This window comes from Nocardia sp. XZ_19_369 (assembly GCF_015355715.1).
Taxonomy (GTDB): Bacteria; Actinomycetota; Actinomycetes; order Mycobacteriales; family Mycobacteriaceae; genus Nocardia.
In genome coordinates this window covers 1-19500 of sequence record NZ_JACVED010000009.1, presented here as the reverse complement: position 1 = coordinate 19500, position 19500 = coordinate 1, and the positions used below count along the sequence as shown (strand labels likewise).

The following is a 19500-nucleotide window of genomic DNA, read 5'->3' as shown; positions in this document are numbered from 1 at the left end:
CCGAAGCGGTCGCGCTCGGCGCATTTCGGGCAATCGACGGCCGGATCGGGCACACTGGCCCGGGTGACCGACGATCCGGACCGACCTGCCGACGTGCATGTCCGGACCGGCGCCGGAACGCCGGTGCCGGAGCTGACCGACGACGTGCTGACCGAAATGCTCGACGAGCCACCCGATCCGGAATGTCCGTTCATCGTGATCAACCGCGGCGACCACGACTACATCCAGACCCGTCTGCTTCCCGACGGTGTCTACGAGATCGAGCACCGCGCCGACGGGTCGGACGAGCTGTTCCAGATGTACACCTCCGACGCCCGACTGGTGCGTGACGTGATGTGGGCGTGGGTGGACGATGACCCGTGGTGGCGTGACACGGTCGCTTGGTATCGGGTCGATCCGGCCGTCGCCGAGGTGCAGTCGGTGCTGCACGACTTCGAGGATCTACTGGGCGGCGTGTCGGTGCTGGACGGCATCGAAGCCACCATGGACGACGCGATGGCTCGCGCGGACGAACTGCTCGCCATGGACTTCGACGAGTTACCGGCCGAGCCGGACGATCAGCCCGACGACACGGCCTGATACCACCACGCGGTGGTCGCGATCTCCGCATCCTCCAGCGGCAGATAGGTTTCGGAGTCCCGCCAGCCGAGCGCCTGCACGGTGACGCGCAGGTCCCGGTCGAAGCAGATGGGGTCGCGCACATGCCAGCGGTACATGCCGTAGCGCTGGTGCGGTTGGTAGATCTCGCCGGCGGGCAGCACCTGCGGCAAGCCGAGGTACTGCGTGGAGTACGGCCGATACGCCCCGTTGATGTCGAAATTCCAAGCGCCGCCGAAGTAATCCTCGGTGCCGGTGCCGCACAAGGTGGGGAACTCGATGTCGCCGTCCAGATAGAACTTGAACTCGCCCTCGCCCCACCAGCGTGGGGCGTTGGGCTGAATCGCCTGGTAGGTACCGACATAACGCCCGGGACCCGGCACCGTGTCCAGGACGGTATGGATGGCGGGGCTGCCCACCGGAGCGCTGTGTGACCACCGAGCGTGTAGGTAGCCCGCGTCCGCGGGTACCTCCTCCTCGCTGTAGGTGATCTGGTAGTACACCGGAACTGTTCGGCCGCAGTTGTTTTCCAGCGTGATCCTGGCGTGCCCGCGAAACGGCATGGGCCAGTAGCTGTTCAAGCCACCCGCCGGGGCGACCACGATCATCTCCGAATCGATCAGGGCCAGTTCGTCCCAGCCGTTGCAGAACAAGTCGCCGAGCGGCGCCTCGATCGCTGGTTCGGCGGCCTCGTCCCAATACATCCGTAGCGTGATGGCCCGCAGGGCGGTGCGGTCGGTGGTCAGCCAGCAGTGGCGGAGTACGCCGGGGCCGGAAATGCCTGCCAGGGTGGCCGTTTCGCCATCCGCGAGCAAGATCGAGGGCGATATCTTCCAGCCGATACCGAGCAGCCGTGCCGCGTGCGCGCCGGTGCCGGTGGTCGCGCGGGCGCCGCCGCCGGGAGCGCCCGTCGGATTCTCCGCGCTGATCGACCGCGTGCGCGTGCCGTCCAGCCGCCATAGTTCCGCCGGGCGCTCCGGGGTCATAACCCGGGCCAGCCGTATCGACTCGCGGTGGCCGCCAGACCCGCCTGCCGCGAACCCGGCCCGGGTGCGGCCGGTGGTGCGGGTGCGTTGGCCGGATACTGCGGCGCGTCCATTTGCTGGGCTACTTCACGGCGAAGCTTCTCCATATCCAGCCATTTGATGTTCTGGACCAGCTCTTCGAGGGCCTCGGGCGCGAGGAAGCCCGACTCGTTGTACACCAGCAGGCCCTCCCGGTACGCCATCAACGTGGGGAAGGCGGTGATCTGCGCCGAGACCTTCATCGCCTCCTCCGCGACGGCGTCCACCATGCCGTGCACGACGTCGGGATGTCGTTCCGCCGAGGATTCGTAGACCGGGGCGAATCGCGTACACCAGCCGCACCAGTCAGCCCACCAATCGACGAGCACGATGGGGTGGCGGGCGATGACAGCATCGAAATTGTGCGGGGTCAGTGTGACAGTGGGCATGAAATCCTCGTTTGATGTCCGACAGAGCAACCCTGCATCCTCGCATGATCAACGAGGATCAGGAAAACACCCCCTTGCGGTGCTGTTCGGCCGCCAGGAAATGCGTGATAGCAGTGCTGCATTCATACAGTTCGCGGTAATGCCGATAGTACGAATCGTATTCTCCGGTACGTCCAGGATAGGGCTCGACGGTGCTGATCACCGGGTTCCATGTCGCGGTGTCGACGCCTGCGGCCTCGGCCGCCAGTAGGGCATCGCCCAGGCACGCGCCGATCGTCTCGGCCGGGAGTTGTTGCGGCAGCCCGGTCACGTCGGAAACGATCTGCGTCCACAACCCGCCCTTGGTGCCGCCGCCGACCGCGACCAGCCGCCCGGCCCCGCCACCGGCCTCGGTCATGGCCGCGAGGTTGTGCCGCACGCCGTAGGCAATGCCCTCCAGCACCGCCCGGTACAGCTCGGCGCGCCCGTGGCCGAGGGTCAGGCCCGCGATGATGCCGCGGGCAGCCGGATCGAACAGGGGAGTGCGTTCGCCGGCGAAATAGGGCAGCACCAGTAGTCCTCGGCTGCCCGGCGGCACCTGGGCCGCTTCGGTGACGAGGTCGGCGAACTCCCCGCCGACCAGGTTGCGCAGCCAGTCGGTCACCGCGCCCGAGGTCGCCATGCCCGCGGCGAGAGTGTATGTGCCGGGCCAGGTTCCGCAGGTGCCCCACAGGCCGGGATGCGGGCGTGGATCTTTCAGCACCTGCACCAGGAACATGGTGGTGCCGTACATGATCATCGCGTCGCCCGGCGCGCGCACGCCGACGCTGGCGGCCTCGGCCCAGGCGTCGATGGTGCCGGTGGTGACCGGAAGGCCGACGGGCAGACCGGTACTCGCCGCCGCCTGCGTCCCGACCCGCCCGACCACCTCGGTCGGCCAGGCGAGTTCGGGCAGCCGCAGACCGGGCGCCACCTGTTCGACCCAGTCCATGGCCCACTCGCGGCGGCGCAGGTCGTACATCGGGACGCACTGGCTGGCCGATTGGTGATCGAGCACGTACCGGCCGGTGAGCCGGTGCACCAGAAAGGAACTCGCCATCAGCAGCAGGGCAGTGTCCGCGGCGACCTGTGGTTCGTGGCGGGCGAGCCAGCGCAGCTTCGGCCCGACGGCTTGGCTGGTGATCGGTGACCCCGCCCGTGCCAGCACGTCCTCAGCGCCGAATTCGGCGGTCAGTTCCGCGATTTCGGTGGTCGCTCTGGTGTCGACCCCGTAGAGGATGGCGGGACGCAGGGGACGGCCGTGCGCGTCGGCCGCCAGCAGACACGGACCGATACCCGAGACCGCGAGGCCGTCGAGGGCCGCGCCGTCCGCCGCGGCGACGAGCTCGCCGACGATCGCGACGAAGTCGGCCCACCACACCTGCTCCGCATCGTGTTCTACCCAGCCCGGTCGTGGCGTCGAAACGCCATGTGCTCGTTCGGATCTGGCGAGCACCGCACCGTTTTCGTCGGTCAGCACGCCCTTCGAGCTGGCGGTGCCGATGTCGACGCCGAGGAACCGCATCACCGGGTGAACTCGTCGAGGGTGACGCCGAGCAGGTCGCACGCCGCCCGCAGTGGAGCCCGGTGATCGCCCGGCACCGCGTGAATGTGGTTGGCGCCGAAGCGGGACAGGAAATCCTCGGCCCGGGCATCCAGCCGGGCGAACGCGTGCGGCCATTCCCAGGTGGACTGCTTCATCAGCGCTTCGTTCGTCTGGTCGTCGTAGGTCTCGAAGTCACCCAGCATCAACTGCATTCGATAGTCGCCGTCCTTGCGCGTCAGCCGGGCCAGTGTCATGGCGCCCGGTGCGGCGAGGTGATGCACCGAGGCGCCGCCCGCCGGAAAGAAGAACACCTCCGGATACAGGTGCACCTTGGCGAGGTTCTCCGCCGGGTCCGCGCTGCGGGCGGCGAACCAGGTCGCGTGCTGGCCCGAATTGCACAGATCCCAGATGTCGCGGTCGGCGTGGTAGTGCCGCACATCGGCGAAAAGCACCGGGGTGCCCACGATCTGCTTGAGCAGCTGCATGGTGAGCGCACCGTCCATGTCCGCCTCGGTGGCGCACACGTGGGTCTCCTTCGGCCCGTTCCAGTCGTAGGGGTCGTTGAGGAAGGCCTCGGTGATGTCCATCGTGGCGAAGTACTGGGTGAGTTCCGGCTGGCCCTTGATGCCCGAGAAGTCCAGTCGCCGTTCGGCGATCAGCTCACGCACCGCCAGATACGAGCGAATCTGGCGTTCCAGGATGTCCGGTGTCAGTTTCGCGCCGTCGTAATGCACGCCTGCGACATGGCGTTCCAGCCACTCGCGGGCCGCCTTCGCCTCGCCCGCGTCGGCCAGTTCGGCACGCCGCACGATCTCCCACTGATCGATCTCCTCGACATCGATACCGAAAATCCGTTGCCACTGATCGGTATTGGCGACCGCCGTGTTCATCCCCATCGGTCGCCCGCCGAACCGCCCGAAGGTACTGCCGCGCAGGCTCGCCCCCGCCGCGGCCGCGCGGGCCCGTACGCCGATCTCCTCGATCAGCGCGGGATCATCCGGGTCGCCCCACAATCGGGTATGGCTGCGCCCGATCTGGTCGAGCGCGCCACCGGCGGCGAGCATGCCGACCATGCCGGGCTGCACCGGGTCGATATTCGACAACAGCAGCAGCGGGCCGGGCGTCGCACCCGCCGCGAGCATGGTGAAATGCGGGAAAGCCCAGACGGCGTAATGGAATACGGTCAGATCGACGTCGGTCCCCGCCACGCTGCGCGCCACCGAGGTGGCGAGGGCGTTGTCGCTGACGGCCGCCGCGCCGCACACCACCTCATGGCCGGCCCGCGTCAGCGCCGCCACCAAGTGATCCTCGGTGGTCCTGATGAAGTCCGCGATCCCCGCGTGCACATAGTCGCGACCGTCGGACATGCTGATTACACCGATTCGGGCCATGCCGGTCCCTCCGCGCGGGTGGGTGGGTCGGATAGACGGTTCCACTCCAGAAATACCAGGCTGAACAGTGCGTTCGAGGCAATTCGCGAAATCGGGCGACCAGGCCGGTGGATGGCGTGCGGTTTGCTAGGGTCGCCGGATGGGAACGGACCCGGCGGGGCGGGTCGATGCCGCGACCTCATCGAACAGCCGGCACTACCGCACTGAGGTGCTCGTAGTCGGCGCCTACTTCGCCGATCTCGTTTTTCACGGCCTGACGCGGTCCGTTCAGCCCGGTACCGAGGTGTTTGCCGGCGGCTTCGCGATACTGCCCGGCGGCGCGTTCACGCCCGCGATGGCGATGCGCAGGCTGGGGCACGACGTGGTGTGGTCCACCGACTTCGGCACCGACCTGTTCAGCGAACAGGTCCTCGCGGCGGCTCGCGCGGAGGGTTTGGACGACAGCGGCTTTCGCTTGCATACGGTGCCGGTACGCAGTGTCACCGCGGCGTTGTCGTACCCAGAGGACCGGGCGATGGTCAGCTACCAAGACCCGGTGGCCGCCCTTCCGCTCGCGACGCTGCTGCGCGAACACCGGGCACGGGTGGTGATCCTGCCACAGTTGCGGTACGGCGAAACCGTATATGCCGACCTCGATGTTGCACACCGGCTCGGGACCCAAGTTTTCATGGACTGCCAGGACGTTCCCTGCACGCTCGACACGCCGACGGTGCGTGAGATCCTCACCCGGGTAGACATTTTCGCGCCGAACGCCGACGAGGCATTGCGTCTCACCGGTGCGCCGACCCTCGACGCGGCCATCGACATCCTTGCGGACCTGGCGAATACGCTCGTCGTCAAACGGGGGAGCGGCGGCGCCATCGCGGTCCGGGACGGCGAGCGGTGCGAGACCGACGCCGTCGCAGTCGAAGTCGTCGACACCACCGCCGCGGGCGACTGTTTCAACGCCGGCTTCCTGCACGCGCACCTGGCCGGACACGCGCTGCCGGACTGCCTCGCCACCGCCGTGGCCTGCGGTGCGGCCGCGACCACGGCACTCGGATCCAGTGCCGCGCCGGACTTGACGGGGCTCCCCGGGTGGCTCGCCCGGGTGCCGCAGGCCGGTCAGGTCTGAAAATTCCGCACGGTTTCATGATGCGTTCCTGCTATCGTTGCGTAGATGGCAACCGGCGATGGTCCCAAACCTGTTGAGCCGGAAGCAAATTCATCCGGCGAACGATGCCGCGGGGTAGCCCGGAAGATCCTCGTCGCCGATCTCGACGGCACCCTGCTGGGCGGTACCCCTACCGATCGGCTGCGACTGCGTAACGCGCTGACCCGGCATCCCGAGGTGACGGTGGTCTTCGCGACCGGGCGCGGCCTCGAGTCGATCCGCGCGGTGCTGCGCGATCCGCTTGTCCCGCAGCCACGGTGGATCATCGCCGACGTCGGCGCCAGCATCATCGACGGCGCGGACCTCACGCCCGTCAGCGCGCTGCAAACGCCGCTGCGCGCAGGCTGGCCAGGCGCCGACCGCATTCGCGTTGCCCTGCGCCATTTTCCGGCGCTCACCTACCAGCACGGTGTGCCGCAGGACGGACGCTGCTCGTTCCACCTGCCGCCCGCGGGACTGACACCGGAACTGATCGACGCCGTGCACGCGCTGGGTTGCTCGTGGCAGTACTCGGCCGACACCTACTTCGACGTGCTGCCCGCCCACGCGAACAAGGGCAACGCGCTCGTCGCCCTCGCCACGCAACAGAGCTGGTCGATGGACGCGGTGCTGGTCGCGGGTGACTCCGCCAACGACCGCTCGATGTTCGGCCGTGGGGCCCACGGGGTGATCGTCGGCAACGCCGAAAGTGGCCTGCTGAGCACGGTGCCCGCCGCCGACGCGGCACATCGGCCGGATCTCCCCGGCGCCGCCGGAATCCTTGCCGCCTTACAGGATCTGGGTTGGATCGAGCCAGACTTCCCGCTGGTGGTGGGCTACCACCGCGCGCCGATCACCTGGACGCCGGGCGGCTGGCGCAGCCCGTCGAGCCCCAATGGCATCCTGCCGACACTGCACAGTGTGTTCACCGGAAACCTGCGGGCGGTGTGGGCGGCAGGCGTCGTCATCGAACCCCACCAATGCGCCGCGCACCTCGACGATCACGACACCGGCCTGCCCCTCGCTTTTCTGCCGTTGACCTCGGCCGAATGGAGCGGATATTTCCACCGGGCCTGCAAGGAGGCGCTGTGGCCGGTCCTGATGTCGCAACCACACCGCGCGCGTTTCGATCCCGCCGCCTGGGCCGAGTACCGCGCGGTGAACCGGCGTTTCGCCGACCACATCGGCGTGCACGCGGCGCCGGGCGCGACCGTGTGGCTGCACGACTACAACCTGTGGCTGGTGCCGGGCCGGCTGCGCGAGACGCGACCGGACCTGCGGCTCGGCCTGTTCCACCACACACCATTTCCAGAGCCCGAGGTCTTCGCCGCGCTGCCGCCTGCCGCGGAGATCCGCGCCTCCCTCGGGGCGCTGGACTGGGCGGGCTTCCACACCGAGGTCTTCGCCGACCGCTTCCTCGGGTCACTCACCGACCACGCCCGACGTCCCCTGATCGGTGTCCACCCGCTGGGCATCGACCGCGCCGCGATCGAGCAGCTGGCCCGCAGCCGCTCACTCGGCCGCCGGAAACACGATGGGCCCGTAGTGCTTTCGGTCGAACGCCTGGACTACATCAAGGCCCCGGTACAGAAGGTCGACGCGATCGCCGAGCTGCTGGCCCGCCATCCCGAACTGCGCGGCGCACTGCGGTTCCGGCTCGTCTGCCCGCCACCGGAACTTGGCCTCACCGCCTACGACGCGACAAGACAGCTGCTCGAGCGCCGTATCGATGAGGTCAACCAAGCCTGGGCGATCGGCGGCTGGCAACCCATCGAGTACTTCCCGGAATTCCTGAGCTTTCCCGAGGTCGTCGACCACTATCTCGCCGCGGACGTCTTTTGGGTGACCTCGCTACAGGACGGCATGAACCTGACCGCCAAGGAATTCATCGCAGCGCAGGCGGCCGTCGGCGGTTGCGGTGTGCTGGTGCTCTCGCGGCACACCGGCGCCGCTGCACAGTTGGCAGCCGGAGCCCTGCTCACCGAACCGAATTCGCCGACCGATCTGGCCGACACGTTGCTGCGTGCGCTGAATCTGCCGCCTGCGCAACGGCGGGAGCGACTGGCCTGCCTGAGTGAACTACTCGGGCAGCACAATCCCGCCGAATGGGCCGCCGAGATCATTGCCGCCATCCAGCTCGCTCGGCGGACCGAGTCCACCGGCCGGGCCGCCTGAACCGAATCAGGTTACCTCGGTACGGCATTGACCGAATGCGGGTCGCGGGGCTGCGGGAAGCTCAGCCGAGCGAGGTGGACCCCGCCCTGCCCCCACCCCGCGCTGGTCACCCACCAGCGGAAGTCGTCGTGCACCACTTCGGCGGCGTGCGCGGCGATATGACCGATCTTGTCGCCGATGCGGAATCGAAAAGGGCTGTCGCTGCGGAACACATCGGTACCGACGTAGCGCGGGCGCGGGCCGATGAACAGGTACCACCAGCCGTTGTGCTGGACGACGAAGGGGGACTCGGTATTTCCCGCCTCGGTGCCCTTGGTCGGATCGGTGTAGGCGATGTGCCGTTCGCCCCAGTGCACGAGATCGGTGCTGGTGCGGTACGCGACCACATGGTGGCCGCCCGCGGGTGTGCTGGTCGCGCAGTAATACATCACCCACTGGTCGCCGACCCGGGCCACCATCGGGTCGCGCGCATCGTAGCCGTCGCGGAACAGCGGGCCGGAACGCCTACGCGCCCAATGGAACAGATCGGTCGAGGTGGCCAGGTTGATCGCGGCGGCGGTCCGATCCGTGCCGCCGCCCGCATAGAACATGTAGTACCGCCGGTGCGCCGCGATGACGAACGGCGCCCACAGATGCGTCTCCCCGTAGTCCGGGTCGACGTGCAGCGCGGACGGCTGCTTGGTCCACGGTCCGAACAGGTCGTCGGCGGTCGCGTGCGCGAACTCGGTCTCGTCGAACGGATCCGCGGGCTCCGGATGCGTGATCCCGAACAGATGCCACCGCCCACCCGCGGCCCGAACGATGGTGTGATCGTTGATGTACCACGGCTCCGGCTCGCCGAGACCGGGATCGTAGATCCGGGTGAAGGCGCCCGCACGCACCACATCGCGTATCGCCATGCCCACCATCATCCTCGACATGGTCGCGCCGCTGTGCTGATCACCCGCACCGATGCGGTTCGGGTATCGGTTCAGTGCCGGGTGCGTAGTGCGCCCGCGCCCGCCGCTGCCGCCAGGACGAACAGCACTGGAATCGCGAGACCGACCGTGAGGCCGTGGCTTTGGGCGACGTAGCCGATCAGCACGGGACCGGTGAAGAAGCCGAGGTACCCGACGAACGACACGTTGGCGATGGCACGGGCGGGTGCGACGCCGGCCACGGTGCCGGTCGCGGCGAAGGCCAGCGGCAGCGTGCACGAGATGCCGAGGCCGAACACCGCCAATCCGATCAGTGCCGCGGTGGTGTCCCCGATCAGCAGTGCCGTGCCCAGGCCGAGTCCGGCCGTGAGGGTGCCGATCAGGAACGGCCGCACCGGGCCGGACCAGGCGACGAGCCGATCGCCGAGCAGGCGTCCGGCGCACATCGACCCGGCGAACAGCGCGAAACCCAGGGCCGCAACCGTGGTGCTGGCGTGCGTCTCGTCGCGCAGGTAGACGGCGGTCCAATCGTTGGCCGCGCCTTCGGCCAACGCCACGCAGAACGCCAATACGCCGAGGACGATCAACCTGGTCGGCCAACGCAGTGCGCCGCCGGCGGCGACCTCCGCGCCACGCATGGTGCGGTCGGTGGCCGACGGCAACATCCCGCGCGCGCCGAGCACGGCCGCGACGGCGACCAGCGCGCTGACACCGAGGAAGTGGCCCGCCAGCGCGACCTGCGCCCGCTCGACCGCCGCACCGACCAGCGAACCGCCGATCATCCCGAGGCTGTGACAGGCGTGGATGCCGGACAGCAGTGGCCGCCCACTGGCCTTTTCCACGGCCACCCCGTGCGCGTTCATCGCGACGTCCACCACACTGTTGAGCACCGCGAACACCAGTAGCGCTGCCGTCAGCCCGGCCAGGTTACCGGCGACCAGCAGGCCGGACAGCGACAGCGCGAACGGCGGCACCGCGAGGCGCAGCGTGGCGCGGCTACCGAACCGCAGCGTGACGAACTTGCCGAGTTGCAGGCCGAGTACCGCCCCGATGTTCAACCCCGCGAATGCCGTTGCCAGCCCGGCTTCGTCGAGCCCGAGCTCGTCCTTGATGGTCGGCGTGCGCGCAACCCAGGTGGCGAACAGCGACCCGGTGAGAAAGAAGATCAACCGAACCGACCACAGCGCCGACCGTACGTCGGTGGTGGATGGGCCCGAAGTCAGCATCGGCACCGGCGCATGCTCCTCTCAGCAGACCCGCACGGGGTCACGAAGCGGCCAGCGAAGCACGAAAGCCAGCGCCCGGCAACATCTTTACGCTGTGCTCGCCGTAGACTGGTGTTGCGACCCCGGCGAGCGTTGATCCGGGCTTGCGGAGAGTCAGTCATGGAGAGCGACCTCACCTCGCGCCGGTGGGTGAAATTCGCCGAGATCGACAATGCGCGCGATCTCGGTGGTCTGCCCGTGCAGGGTGGCGGCGCCACTCGTTTCGGTGTTGTCTATCGATCCAGCACACCCCAGCAGCTGTCCGAATCGGACCTGGCCTACCTGCTCGGGCCGGTGGGTTTGCGCACCCTCGTGGATCTGCGGACGCCACTGGAGGTTACGCAGGAGGGGTACGGCCGGCTCGCCGAAAGCGCCGTGCGGCTGGTCAATCTGCCGGTGTGCAAGGCGGCGAGTACGGCGGCGCCCAGCGAACTGGTGCCGGACGCGCACCGGTTCGATCTACGGCAGCTCTACCACGAATTGCTCTCCGGCAGTGCCGACTCCGTGGTGTGCGCCGCACGATTGATCGGTGATGCACGTCGGCATTCGGTCGTCTTCCATTGTGCCGCAGGCAAAGATCGCACCGGGATCCTCGCGGCCATGCTGCTCGACGCGGTGGGCGTGCACGCCGAGGCCATCGTCGCGGACTACGCGCTCACCGCGGAACGCATCGTCCGCATCCGTGCCCGCCTCGACGCCATGCATTCCTACCGAGGTCTCCCGCCGGTGCGGACCGGAATCCTCGACGTCGACCCGGCCCCGATGCGCCGCTTCCTGCGCGACCTGCATATCGACCACGGTGGCGCCGCCCGCTGGCTGCGGGCGAACGGCCTCACCGACCTCGAACTGGCCGCCCTGCGCCGCGCGATGGTCGAGCAGTCCTGAACGGCGCGAATCCAGCGCTGCGACAAGAACCTACTATGCGGCATCGACCAGGCTCCGCCGGAGGTAATCGGCGGTAATCGAGTTCTCAGCGGCGAGCAGCGCGGCGGGCGTGCCGGTGAACACGATCTCGCCACCGTGCTTACCGCCGTCCGGACCGAGATCGATGACCCAATCCGCCCGTTTGACCACATCCAGGTCGTGCTCGATGACGATCACCGTATTGCCCGCGTCCACCAGGCGGTCGAGCAATCCCATCAGCGTGTCGACGTCGGCCATGTGCAAGCCGGTGGTCGGCTCGTCGAGGACGTAGATGCCGCCGCTGCGGTGCAGGTGATCGGCCAGTTTGATGCGCTGGCGTTCCCCGCCCGACAGCGAACTGAGCGAGCGGCCCAGCGTGAGGTAGCCGAGACCGACCTCGTTCAGCGAACGCAGCGGCTTCCGAATCTTGCTGTCGGCGTGCCCGTCCCAGAAGTCGAGGGCCTGTTCGGCGGTCATGTCCAGCACGTCGGCGACCGACGCACCGCGCACCGTGTACCGGAGCACTTCGGGCCGGAATCGCCTGCCGTGGCAGGCCTGGCACACGGTGGTGATCGGATCCATGTACGCCAGGTCGGTGAAAATCACTCCCGCGCCGCCGCATTCGGCACACGCGCCATCGGAGTTGAAGCTGAACAGTCCCGGCTTCACCCCATGCTCCCTGGCGAACAGCTGCCGCAGCGGATCCATGATGCCGATATAAGTGGCCGGGCTGGAGCGCCGGGACGCATGAATCGCCGACTGGTCCACCGCGATCGCGTCGGGGTGCGCGGCCAGAAACGCACCGGAGACCAGCGTGCTCTTACCCGAGCCCGCGACACCGGTGATCGCGGTGAGCACACCGGTCGGGAACCGCGCGGTGACGTTCTTCAAGTTGTGTAACGCGACATCGGTGACGCTCAACCACCCGGTCGGCGCGCGAGTCTCGTCCTTGACCGGCTGTACCCGGCGCAGCCGCTCGCCGGTCAAAGTGCCCGAGGCGCGCAGCTTTTCGACCGTGCCCTGGAACATGACCTGTCCGCCGTGCCCGCCCGCACCGGGGCCCATGTCCACCACATGGTCGGCGACCGCGATGACGTCGGGGGAGTGCTCGACCACCAGCACGGTATTGCCCTTGTCGCGCAACTGGATCAGCAGGTTGTTCAACCGGCCCACGTCGCGCGGGTGCATGCCGACGCTCGGCTCGTCGAAAATGTAGGTCATGCCGGTGAGGCTGGAACCCAGGTGCCGAACGACTTTGAGCCGTTGCGCCTCACCACCGGACAGCGACGAGGTCTCCCGATCCAGCGACAGGTAGCCCAGACCCACCTCCTCGATCCGGCGCAGCCGGGCGATCGCGGCCTCGGCGATCGGCCGGGCGATCGGATCGCCGATGGTACCGAGCACCTCGATCAGGTCCGACACCTCGAGCCTGCCGTAGTCGGCGATGCCGAGCCCGTCGATCCGGCTGGCCAGCGCGGCGGCGTTGAGCCGCGCACCGCCGCAGGCCGGGCAGACCTCCTCGGTGACCACTTCACGTGCCGCCGCCCGATTCTTGTTCGACAGCGCGTCGAGATCACGCTTGATGTAGAGGCGATCGAACCGTTCGAGCAGACCCTCGTAGGCGTTGTTGCCCATACTTCCGGTCCTGTTCGGCCGCGGTACCCGAAAACCGTTGCCGCGCAGGAACAGTTGCCACTCTTCGGCCGTGAAGTCGCGCAACGGCTTGTCCGGATCGAACAACCCCGACTCGGCGTACAACTGCCATTGAAAGGTGCCGATGGCGAACGGCCGGAAGGTGATCGCTCCTTCGTTGAGCGACTTGTCGGTGTCGAGCAGCTTGTCCAGGTCCGGCCGCACCACGTGGCCGAGCCCGCCGCATTCCTGGCACATGCCGAGCGGGTCGTTGAACGAATAGCTGGTCGCCTCACCGGCACTCGGCTCGCTGTGCCGGGAGAACAACACCCGGATGATCGACTGGATGTCGGTCATGGTGCCGACGGTGGAGCGGGAGTTGCCGCCGATCGGGCGCTGATCGACCACCACCGCGGGGGCCAGATTGTCGATCGCGTCGGCCTCCGGGCGCTCGTACTTCGGTAGTCGGTTGCGGATGAACCAGGTGTAGGTCTCGTTGAGCTGGCGCTGCGACTCGACCGCGACGGTGCCGAACACGATCGACGATTTGCCGGACCCGGACACACCGGTGAAGACCACGATCTTGCCCTTCGGGATCTCCAGCGAGATGTTGCGCAGGTTGTTCTCGCGGGCTCCGACGATCTGGATGGTGTCTCGCTCTGCATTCACGAACGCCACGGTAGGTGGCAATGAGGTCAGCTTCGGTCCTCATTGCGCGTCATACTGAAACAGTGACCGAGACCGCCGCGCGACTGCTGCAATTGCTGTCGCTCTTGCAGACTCGCCGGGAATGGACGGGTCCTGAGCTGGCCGAACGCCTCGGCGTCACCGTGCGCACGGTGCGCCGCGATATCGAGCGGCTGCGTGAACTGGAGTATCCGGTGCACGCCAGCCTCGGCGCGGTCGGCGGATATCGCCTCGAAGCCGGGACCGCGCTGCCTCCGCTGCTGCTCGATGATGAGGAGGCGGTGGCGATCACCCTCGGCCTGCGGAGCGCCGCGCAAGGTTCGGTCGCCGGCATCGAGGAGTCGGCCGCGCGGGCTCTGGTCAAACTTCAGCAAGTGCTGCCGTCGCGGCTGCGCGGCCGGGTGGACGCCATCGACTCGGCAACCGTCTCGCTGGGTGGCCCGGCCACCGGGCCGCGCGTCGACCCGCAGACCCTGGTCGTCCTGGCCGCCGCGGCCCGCGACGGCGAACGGATCCGCTTCCGATATCGCGACAAGGGTGACGCGGAGACCAAGCGATTCGCCGAACCGCACAGCCTCGTCTCCGCGGGCCGCCGCTGGTACCTGGTCGCCTGGGATGTCGACCGGGCCGATTGGCGGACCTTCCGCCTCGACCGGATCGACGCCCCGTTTCCGACCGGGGTACGTTGCGCGCCAAGGGAACTACCCGCCGCCGATGCCGCGGCCTTCGTCACCGCTCAGCTCGCCCATTCACGCCCGGCGCGCAGCGTGGTCATCCTGGTGCACGCCTCGGCCGAGCAATTAGCCGAGATTTTCCGCGTGCGACCCGAGGAGGTCGAGCCGATCGACGATCGCAGCTGCCTGATCCGCACCAGCGCCGACTCGCTGGAGTGGACCGCCCTGCGGATCGCCCACCTCGGCGTGGAGTTCGAGGTGCGGGAACCGCCGGAGATGCGAACCATGCTGCGCGATCTCGGCGCCAAACTCCTTCGGGCGGCGGGAGATCCGCAGGACGACGAGCCGAGGTGACGCCCGCGGGTTGCCCGGGGCGGCCACAAACTGAAAGGCGACCGGTACCCCTGTTTTCAATACCCGTATACAACCGGGCGTGCGTTGCTATCGTTCCGCCATGTCGAACACGGCGGGCGAGCGTTTGGATGCCGAGGCGCCCGTGGAAGATCGGCCCTCCTTGCTGGAGGTCGATGATGAGGAGAAGCCCGCCCGGGTATTGACCGGCTGGGCCGAGCGGATAGTCGCGGTGACGTCGTTCGTTGTCGCGATCTTGGTGGTGTGGCAGGTATTTCGGCCGTTGCCCCAGGGCAGCCAGTACTACCTGGTGGTGTTCCTGGCGGCGACCTTGCCGCTGGTGTTCCTGGCGTACCGGTCCGGCGTGCGGTTCCTCGATCGGGCCGACGGACCCGGCGTCTTCGATTGGCTGCTCGCCGGCGTCGCCGTGCTGGTGTGCCTGTATCCGGTGCTGCCGTTCACGATCGGTTCCGGCGGTGGCGGATACAACGCCTTCCTGGATCGGCAAGGACTGCTGGACCCGGTCGACGTCGGCATGGGCGCGGTGCTGCTGATCCTCGTGCTGGAAGCGTGCAGACGCACCACGGGTTGGGTGCTCGTCGCGGTCTGCCTGGTGTTCGTGGCCTACGGGTATTACGGCGGGTTCCTGCCGCAGGACTGGACAATCGCGCACGCGGGCTTGGACTTCGGGCAGATCATCGACGCGCTGTTCAACTCGGGCAGCGGGTTCTACGGCACGCCACTGGATGTCGCGGCCACCTATATCGTGCTGTTCACGCTGTACGGGGCCGTCCTCGAATTCTCCGGCGCGGCACAGTTTTTCGTCGACCTCTCAGTGGCCGCGTTCCGGCGCTCGCGCGGCGCCGCCGGACGGACCGCCGTCGCCTCGGGCTTCCTGCTCGGCACCGTGTCGGGCTCCGGTACCGCGACGGCCGTGACGGTCGGCGCGGTCACCTGGCCGATCCTGAAGCGGGCGGGCTACCCACCGGAGCAGGCGGGCGGCATGCTCGCGGCCGCCGGTGTCGGCGCGATCCTTTCGCCGCCCACGCTGGGCGTCGCGGCATTCATCGTCGCGGAGTACCTGGAGGTCTCCTACGTCACGGTGCTCGGCTGGGCCCTGATCCCGACCGTGCTCTACTACCTCGGCATCCTGCTGGCCGTGGAGATCGATGCGCGCCGGTTGGGCACCAAACCGGTGGAGACGGACGGTGTTTCGGCCTGGCGGTTGCTGCTGCGCTTCGGTTACCACTTCCTGTCGCTCATCGCGATCGTCGTGCTGCTGCTGATCGACGTGAGCGCCACCCGGGCGGTCGTCTACGCGACGGTGCTGGCTTTCGTGCTCTCCTTCCTCGATCCGCGTACCCGCGCCAACGCACGGTCGCCGCGGCGGGTGTTCCACGCGATCGGCAGCGGTGTGCGCGCCGCGCTGCCGGTGGTCGCGGTATGTGCCTCGGCGGGCGTGATCACCGCGATGACGACCAAGACGGGACTCGGCGCGCAGCTGGCGGCTCTGCTGGTGCGGGCGGCGAGAGCGTTGTCCGACAACCACACCGTGGTGCTGGCCTGCACCGTCGTGCTCGCCGCCATCGCGCTGGCGCTGCTCGGCCTCGCGGTGCCGGTGACCGCGTCGTTCATCATCGGCTGGGCGATCATCGGACCCGCGCTGCTCGCGCTCGACGTGCCGCCCCCGGCGGCCGCCATGTTCGTCTTCTACTACTCGGTGCTGTCGGAGGTGACGCCGCCGACGGCGCTGGCCGCGGTGGGCGCCGCCGCGGTCACCGGCGCGCGCACCGTGCCGACCATGTGGCAGGCGCTGAAATACGCGCTGCCCGCCTTCCTGGTCCCGGTCGTTTTCGTGCTCACCGAGCCCGGCGAATATCTGCTCGGGCGCGGCCCGCTGCTCGGCATTCTGTGGGCCACGGCCGCCGCCTGCCTCGGTGTCGCCGGCCTCGCGGTCGCCACCGGCGGCTGGGTCCTCGGGGTCGGTCCCGCCCGGCCGGTCGCCAGGGTGCTGGCCGGCGTGGGCGGTCTGCTGCTGCTGTACCTGGAGACCGGCGCGCTCATCGCCGGACTGGTCGCGCTGTCTGCGGCCATCGGGATCACTCTGCTCACTCGAAGGAGGACGACATGAGAAGAGTCGCCGTAATTTTCGCTGTTGCCGCGGTATCGGCCGGTCTGCTCACCGGATGCGGTGGCCGCCGGGACGCGCCGCAAAACGACGCAGGGGGCGCGATCACCTGCGAGGTGAAACAGGAGACCAGGGTCGGCATCGCGACCGGCAACGCGACCGGTGTGTACTTCGCGCTGGGCAACGCCTACGCCGATCAGGTCGCGCAGGCGACCAACGGCAAGGTGAAGGCGACTGCCTCGGAAACGGGTGCGTCCGTGCAGAACATCCAGCAGCTGGTCGCGGGCAACTACCAGGTGGCGTTCTCGCTCGCCGACACCGCCGCGGACGCCGTACTCGGCACCGGCAGTTTCGACGGTAAGAAGCAACCGGTGCAGGCGCTCACCCGCCTCTACCCGAACTACACCCAGGTGGTGGTCCGCGCCGACGCAGGCATCAACTCCGTCGCAGACCTGCGTGGCAAGCGCGTGTCCACCGGCTCGCCCAAGTCCGGCACCGAGGTGATCGCCCAGCGCGTGCTGCAAGCCGCGGGCCTGAACCCCGACAGCGATATCTCCGCCCAGCGCCTGGATCTCACCAAAACCGTCGACGGTATGAAGGACGGCTCCATCGACGCCATGTTCTTCTCCGGTGGTCTGCCGACCCCCGGCATCACCGACCTCTTCACCTCCTCGCGGGACAAGGTCCGCTTTCTCGATCTCTCGGGCCAGCTCGATGCGATGCGCAAGGTGAGCCCCGTCTACGAGGCAGGCACGATTCCCGCCGCCACCTATGGCCTGCCCGCCGACGCCAAAACCATCGTGGTGCCCAACGTGCTGCTGGTCCGCGACGACCTCGACGCCGATCTGGCCTGCGTCCTGACCAAGTCGCTGTTCGACCGCAAGGCGCAACTGGAACAGGCGAACTCCGCGGCCAAGGGCATCACTCGCGACACTGCCCGCAACACCGATCCGGTCCCGCTGCACCGCGGCGCCGACCACGCACTGACCAAATAGGAACCCGACCACCTCGCGAAGGCGGCCGGCTCGAGTCCGTGGCGAGCCGGCCGCCGGTGGTGGTCGACGAGGCGGAGCACACGGTGCAGGTGCGGAGTGGGTCGCGGCCGCTGTGGTCGCCGGCGCACGCCAGGGAGGATGCGATGAGGAAAGTGGCGATCGTTGTCGCCGTGGTGTCGGTGTCGGCGGGTTTCGTCACCGGATGTACGAAGAGTCAGGAGGGCACGCCCACCGACTCGGGAGCGCCGGTCACCTGCACAGTGCAGGAGGAGACGGAGCTCGGCATCGCCACCGGCAACGCGACCGGTGTGTACTCGGCGCTGGGTAATGCGTACGCGGACCAGATCACGCTGGCCACCGGCGGCAAGGTGACGGCGACGGCCGCGGAGACGATGGCGTCGGTGCAGAACATTCAGCAATTGGTGGCGGGGAAGTATCAGGTGGCGTTCGCGCAGACCGATACGGCCGCCGACGCGGTGCTGGGCATCGGCACCTTCGACGGGGCGAAGCAGCCGGTGCAGGCATTGGCGCGGCTGTACCCGAGTTATGCGGCGGTGGTCGTGCGGGCCGACTCCGGCATCACCTCTGTTTCGGAGCTGCGCGGTAAGCGGGTGTCGACCGGTTCGCCGAAATCCGGCACCGAGATGCTGGCACGTCGGCAGCTGCGGGCGGCCGGGTTGAACCCGGACAGCGATATCGCGGTCCATCGCCTGGATCTCACGAAGGCGGTCGCCGGGATGAAGGACGGGTCGCTCGATGCGCTGTTCTTCACCGGGGGCGTGCCGACGCCGGGCCTGGTCGAGCTGTTCAGCTCAGGCGGGGACAGGTTCCGCTTCCTCGATACGTCCGATCTGCTGGCCGGGATGCGCATCCTGAGCCCGGTGTACGAGTTGGGCGCCATTCCCGCCGCTGTTTATGGACTGCCGGAAGACGTGCCGTCCATCGTCGTGCCCAATGTGCTGTTGGTGCGGGACAACTTGGATGCGGATGTGGCCTGTGTGCTCACCAAGGCGCTGTTCGATCGGAAGGCTCAGCTGGAGCAGGCGAACTCCGCGGCCAAGGGGATCGTGCGGGATCACGCGCGGGAGACGAACCCGGTGCCGCTGCACCGCGGGGCGGAGCACGCACTGGCCAACTGACGGGGGCTGCGAGGAGGCCTGCTGGCCTCCTTCGGATGAAGTTGCGGTGGTCTGGGTCACATTCGTGTGATTCAGACCGATCCTCGGCCGATGCCAGGGGCCTTGACCTGCGAATTCTCGGGCTGCGCAGGCGATTTGACGTGGCGTTCTCCGCCGCGTAACTTTATCCAAGTCAGAGCGACACGGACACCGACCCGGAGCCGAGAAGCACAGCGGAGACGCTGCGCGGATGGACCGGGAAACGAGGTAGGACGAGGAGCGCCTGACGCTCACACTAGCTCTACCGGTACCCCGATTTCATGTCGGGTTCATGGCTGAGCTAAGCTTGATAAGTTGCCTCACCGATCGACCGGGCCAGCCCCGCGAGATGGTGTGTGCGTGTGTTCTTTGAGAACTCAATAGTGTGTCGATGAATGTCAGTGCCAATTATTTAATTGGTTCCGGCTTCTCATACCCCCCGGTTGAGAGGTCGGACATTTAGTCAGCAAATCTTTTTG

15 protein-coding genes are annotated in these 19500 nt (G+C 67.9%); 8 read left to right on the top strand and 7 right to left on the bottom strand.

Going from position 1 to position 19500, the window contains the following annotated elements; translation table 11 throughout:
* Nucleotides 1-63: 63 nt before the first annotated feature.
* Entirely contained in the window at nucleotides 64-579 is a 516-nt protein-coding gene (locus IBX18_RS30720) for a hypothetical protein (protein WP_194837007.1), read from the top strand.
* On the opposite strand, the gene IBX18_RS30715 is transcribed toward IBX18_RS30720, so the two are convergent.
* Genes IBX18_RS30715 through IBX18_RS30700 form a run of 4 tightly spaced genes read right to left on the bottom strand, consistent with a single transcriptional unit; the run spans nucleotide 558 to nucleotide 5005 of the window.
* Nucleotides 558-1583, bottom strand: coding sequence for a glycoside hydrolase family 172 protein (locus IBX18_RS30715; RefSeq protein WP_194837006.1), 1026 nt, complete (start codon nucleotides 1581-1583; stop codon nucleotides 558-560). The two genes, IBX18_RS30720 and IBX18_RS30715, sit on opposite strands and share 22 nt — an antisense overlap.
* Nucleotides 1580-2050 carry a co-chaperone YbbN gene (locus tag IBX18_RS30710; protein WP_194837005.1) on the bottom strand — a complete coding sequence of 157 codons (471 nt, stop codon included), beginning with the start codon at nucleotides 2048-2050 and terminating at the stop codon, nucleotides 1580-1582. Before IBX18_RS30710 ends, IBX18_RS30715 begins: the two co-directional genes overlap by 4 nt.
* Before the next feature lie 58 nt (nucleotides 2051-2108).
* A complete protein-coding gene (locus IBX18_RS30705; RefSeq protein WP_194837361.1) occupies nucleotides 2109-3593 on the bottom strand; it encodes an FGGY-family carbohydrate kinase in 1485 nt (494 codons plus the stop codon).
* Nucleotides 3593-5005 carry an L-fucose/L-arabinose isomerase family protein gene (locus IBX18_RS30700; RefSeq protein ID WP_194837004.1) on the bottom strand — a complete coding sequence of 471 codons (1413 nt, stop codon included), beginning with the start codon at nucleotides 5003-5005 and terminating at the stop codon, nucleotides 3593-3595. Before IBX18_RS30700 ends, IBX18_RS30705 begins: the two co-directional genes overlap by 1 nt.
* 139 nt (nucleotides 5006-5144) lie before the next feature.
* Here IBX18_RS30700 and IBX18_RS30695 point away from each other — a divergent pair, with 139 nt between their 5' ends.
* Both IBX18_RS30695 and IBX18_RS30690 read left to right on the top strand, forming a co-directional pair.
* The gene (locus IBX18_RS30695; RefSeq protein ID WP_194837003.1) at nucleotides 5145-6119 is read left to right on the top strand and encodes a carbohydrate kinase family protein; all 975 of its coding nucleotides are present in this window, start codon (nucleotides 5145-5147) and stop codon (nucleotides 6117-6119) included.
* A 45-nt stretch (nucleotides 6120-6164) separates the two neighbouring features.
* Nucleotides 6165-8312, top strand: a complete 2148-nt coding sequence (locus IBX18_RS30690) for a trehalose-6-phosphate synthase (protein ID WP_194837002.1) — start codon at nucleotides 6165-6167, stop codon at nucleotides 8310-8312.
* A gap of 11 nt (nucleotides 8313-8323) precedes the next feature.
* Here IBX18_RS30690 and IBX18_RS30685 read toward each other — a convergent pair whose 3' ends face one another.
* Both IBX18_RS30685 and IBX18_RS30680 read right to left on the bottom strand, forming a co-directional pair.
* The gene (locus IBX18_RS30685; protein ID WP_228542080.1) at nucleotides 8324-9211 is read right to left on the bottom strand and encodes a glycosyl hydrolase family 32; all 888 of its coding nucleotides are present in this window, start codon (nucleotides 9209-9211) and stop codon (nucleotides 8324-8326) included.
* A gap of 71 nt (nucleotides 9212-9282) precedes the next feature.
* The gene (locus tag IBX18_RS30680; protein ID WP_373889245.1) at nucleotides 9283-10455 is read right to left on the bottom strand and encodes an MFS transporter; all 1173 of its coding nucleotides are present in this window, start codon (nucleotides 10453-10455) and stop codon (nucleotides 9283-9285) included.
* Between the two features lie 159 nt (nucleotides 10456-10614).
* On the opposite strand from IBX18_RS30680, the gene IBX18_RS30675 reads away from it, so the two are divergent.
* Nucleotides 10615-11379, top strand: coding sequence for a tyrosine-protein phosphatase (locus tag IBX18_RS30675; protein WP_194836999.1), 765 nt, complete (start codon nucleotides 10615-10617; stop codon nucleotides 11377-11379).
* A 33-nt stretch (nucleotides 11380-11412) separates the two neighbouring features.
* Here IBX18_RS30675 and IBX18_RS30670 read toward each other — a convergent pair whose 3' ends face one another.
* Nucleotides 11413-13698: an excinuclease ABC subunit UvrA gene (locus tag IBX18_RS30670; RefSeq protein ID WP_194836998.1), complete on the bottom strand. Its 2286-nt coding sequence runs from the start codon at nucleotides 13696-13698 to the stop codon at nucleotides 11413-11415.
* A gap of 62 nt (nucleotides 13699-13760) precedes the next feature.
* Between IBX18_RS30670 and IBX18_RS30665 the strand changes: the two genes are divergently transcribed.
* From IBX18_RS30665 to IBX18_RS30650, 4 genes are all read left to right on the top strand, one after another.
* Nucleotides 13761-14744, top strand: coding sequence for a YafY family protein (locus tag IBX18_RS30665; protein ID WP_194836997.1), 984 nt, complete (start codon nucleotides 13761-13763; stop codon nucleotides 14742-14744).
* Nucleotides 14745-14844: 100 nt separating this feature from the next.
* A complete protein-coding gene (locus tag IBX18_RS30660; protein ID WP_194836996.1) occupies nucleotides 14845-16872 on the top strand; it encodes a TRAP transporter fused permease subunit in 2028 nt (675 codons plus the stop codon).
* Nucleotides 16869-17864: a TAXI family TRAP transporter solute-binding subunit gene (locus tag IBX18_RS30655; protein ID WP_194836995.1), complete on the top strand. Its 996-nt coding sequence runs from the start codon at nucleotides 16869-16871 to the stop codon at nucleotides 17862-17864. Before IBX18_RS30660 ends, IBX18_RS30655 begins: the two co-directional genes overlap by 4 nt.
* A 143-nt stretch (nucleotides 17865-18007) precedes the next feature.
* Nucleotides 18008-19003, top strand: coding sequence for a TAXI family TRAP transporter solute-binding subunit (locus IBX18_RS30650; protein WP_194836994.1), 996 nt, complete (start codon nucleotides 18008-18010; stop codon nucleotides 19001-19003).
* Nucleotides 19004-19500: the final 497 nt, after the last annotated feature.

What these genes read in the sequence shown, in the direction of transcription:
- IBX18_RS30715 (WP_194837006.1), bottom strand. Translation starts at nt 1,583, where the DNA reads ATGACCCCGGAGCGCCCGGCGGAACTATGGCGGCTGGACGGCACGCGC.
- IBX18_RS30710 (WP_194837005.1), bottom strand. Translation starts at nt 2,050, where the DNA reads ATGCCCACTGTCACACTGACCCCGCACAATTTCGATGCTGTCATCGCC.
- IBX18_RS30705 (WP_194837361.1), bottom strand. Translation starts at nt 3,593, where the DNA reads ATGCGGTTCCTCGGCGTCGACATCGGCACCGCCAGCTCGAAGGGCGTG.
- IBX18_RS30700 (WP_194837004.1), bottom strand. Translation starts at nt 5,005, where the DNA reads ATGGCCCGAATCGGTGTAATCAGCATGTCCGACGGTCGCGACTATGTG.
- IBX18_RS30695 (WP_194837003.1), top strand. Translation starts at nt 5,145, where the DNA reads ATGGGAACGGACCCGGCGGGGCGGGTCGATGCCGCGACCTCATCGAAC.
- IBX18_RS30690 (WP_194837002.1), top strand. Translation starts at nt 6,165, where the DNA reads ATGGCAACCGGCGATGGTCCCAAACCTGTTGAGCCGGAAGCAAATTCA.
- IBX18_RS30685 (WP_228542080.1), bottom strand. Translation starts at nt 9,211, where the DNA reads ATGGCGATACGCGATGTGGTGCGTGCGGGCGCCTTCACCCGGATCTAC.
- IBX18_RS30680 (WP_373889245.1), bottom strand. Translation starts at nt 10,455, where the DNA reads ATGCTGACTTCGGGCCCATCCACCACCGACGTACGGTCGGCGCTGTGG.
- IBX18_RS30675 (WP_194836999.1), top strand. Translation starts at nt 10,615, where the DNA reads ATGGAGAGCGACCTCACCTCGCGCCGGTGGGTGAAATTCGCCGAGATC.
- IBX18_RS30660 (WP_194836996.1), top strand. Translation starts at nt 14,845, where the DNA reads ATGTCGAACACGGCGGGCGAGCGTTTGGATGCCGAGGCGCCCGTGGAA.
- IBX18_RS30655 (WP_194836995.1), top strand. Translation starts at nt 16,869, where the DNA reads ATGAGAAGAGTCGCCGTAATTTTCGCTGTTGCCGCGGTATCGGCCGGT.
- IBX18_RS30650 (WP_194836994.1), top strand. Translation starts at nt 18,008, where the DNA reads ATGAGGAAAGTGGCGATCGTTGTCGCCGTGGTGTCGGTGTCGGCGGGT.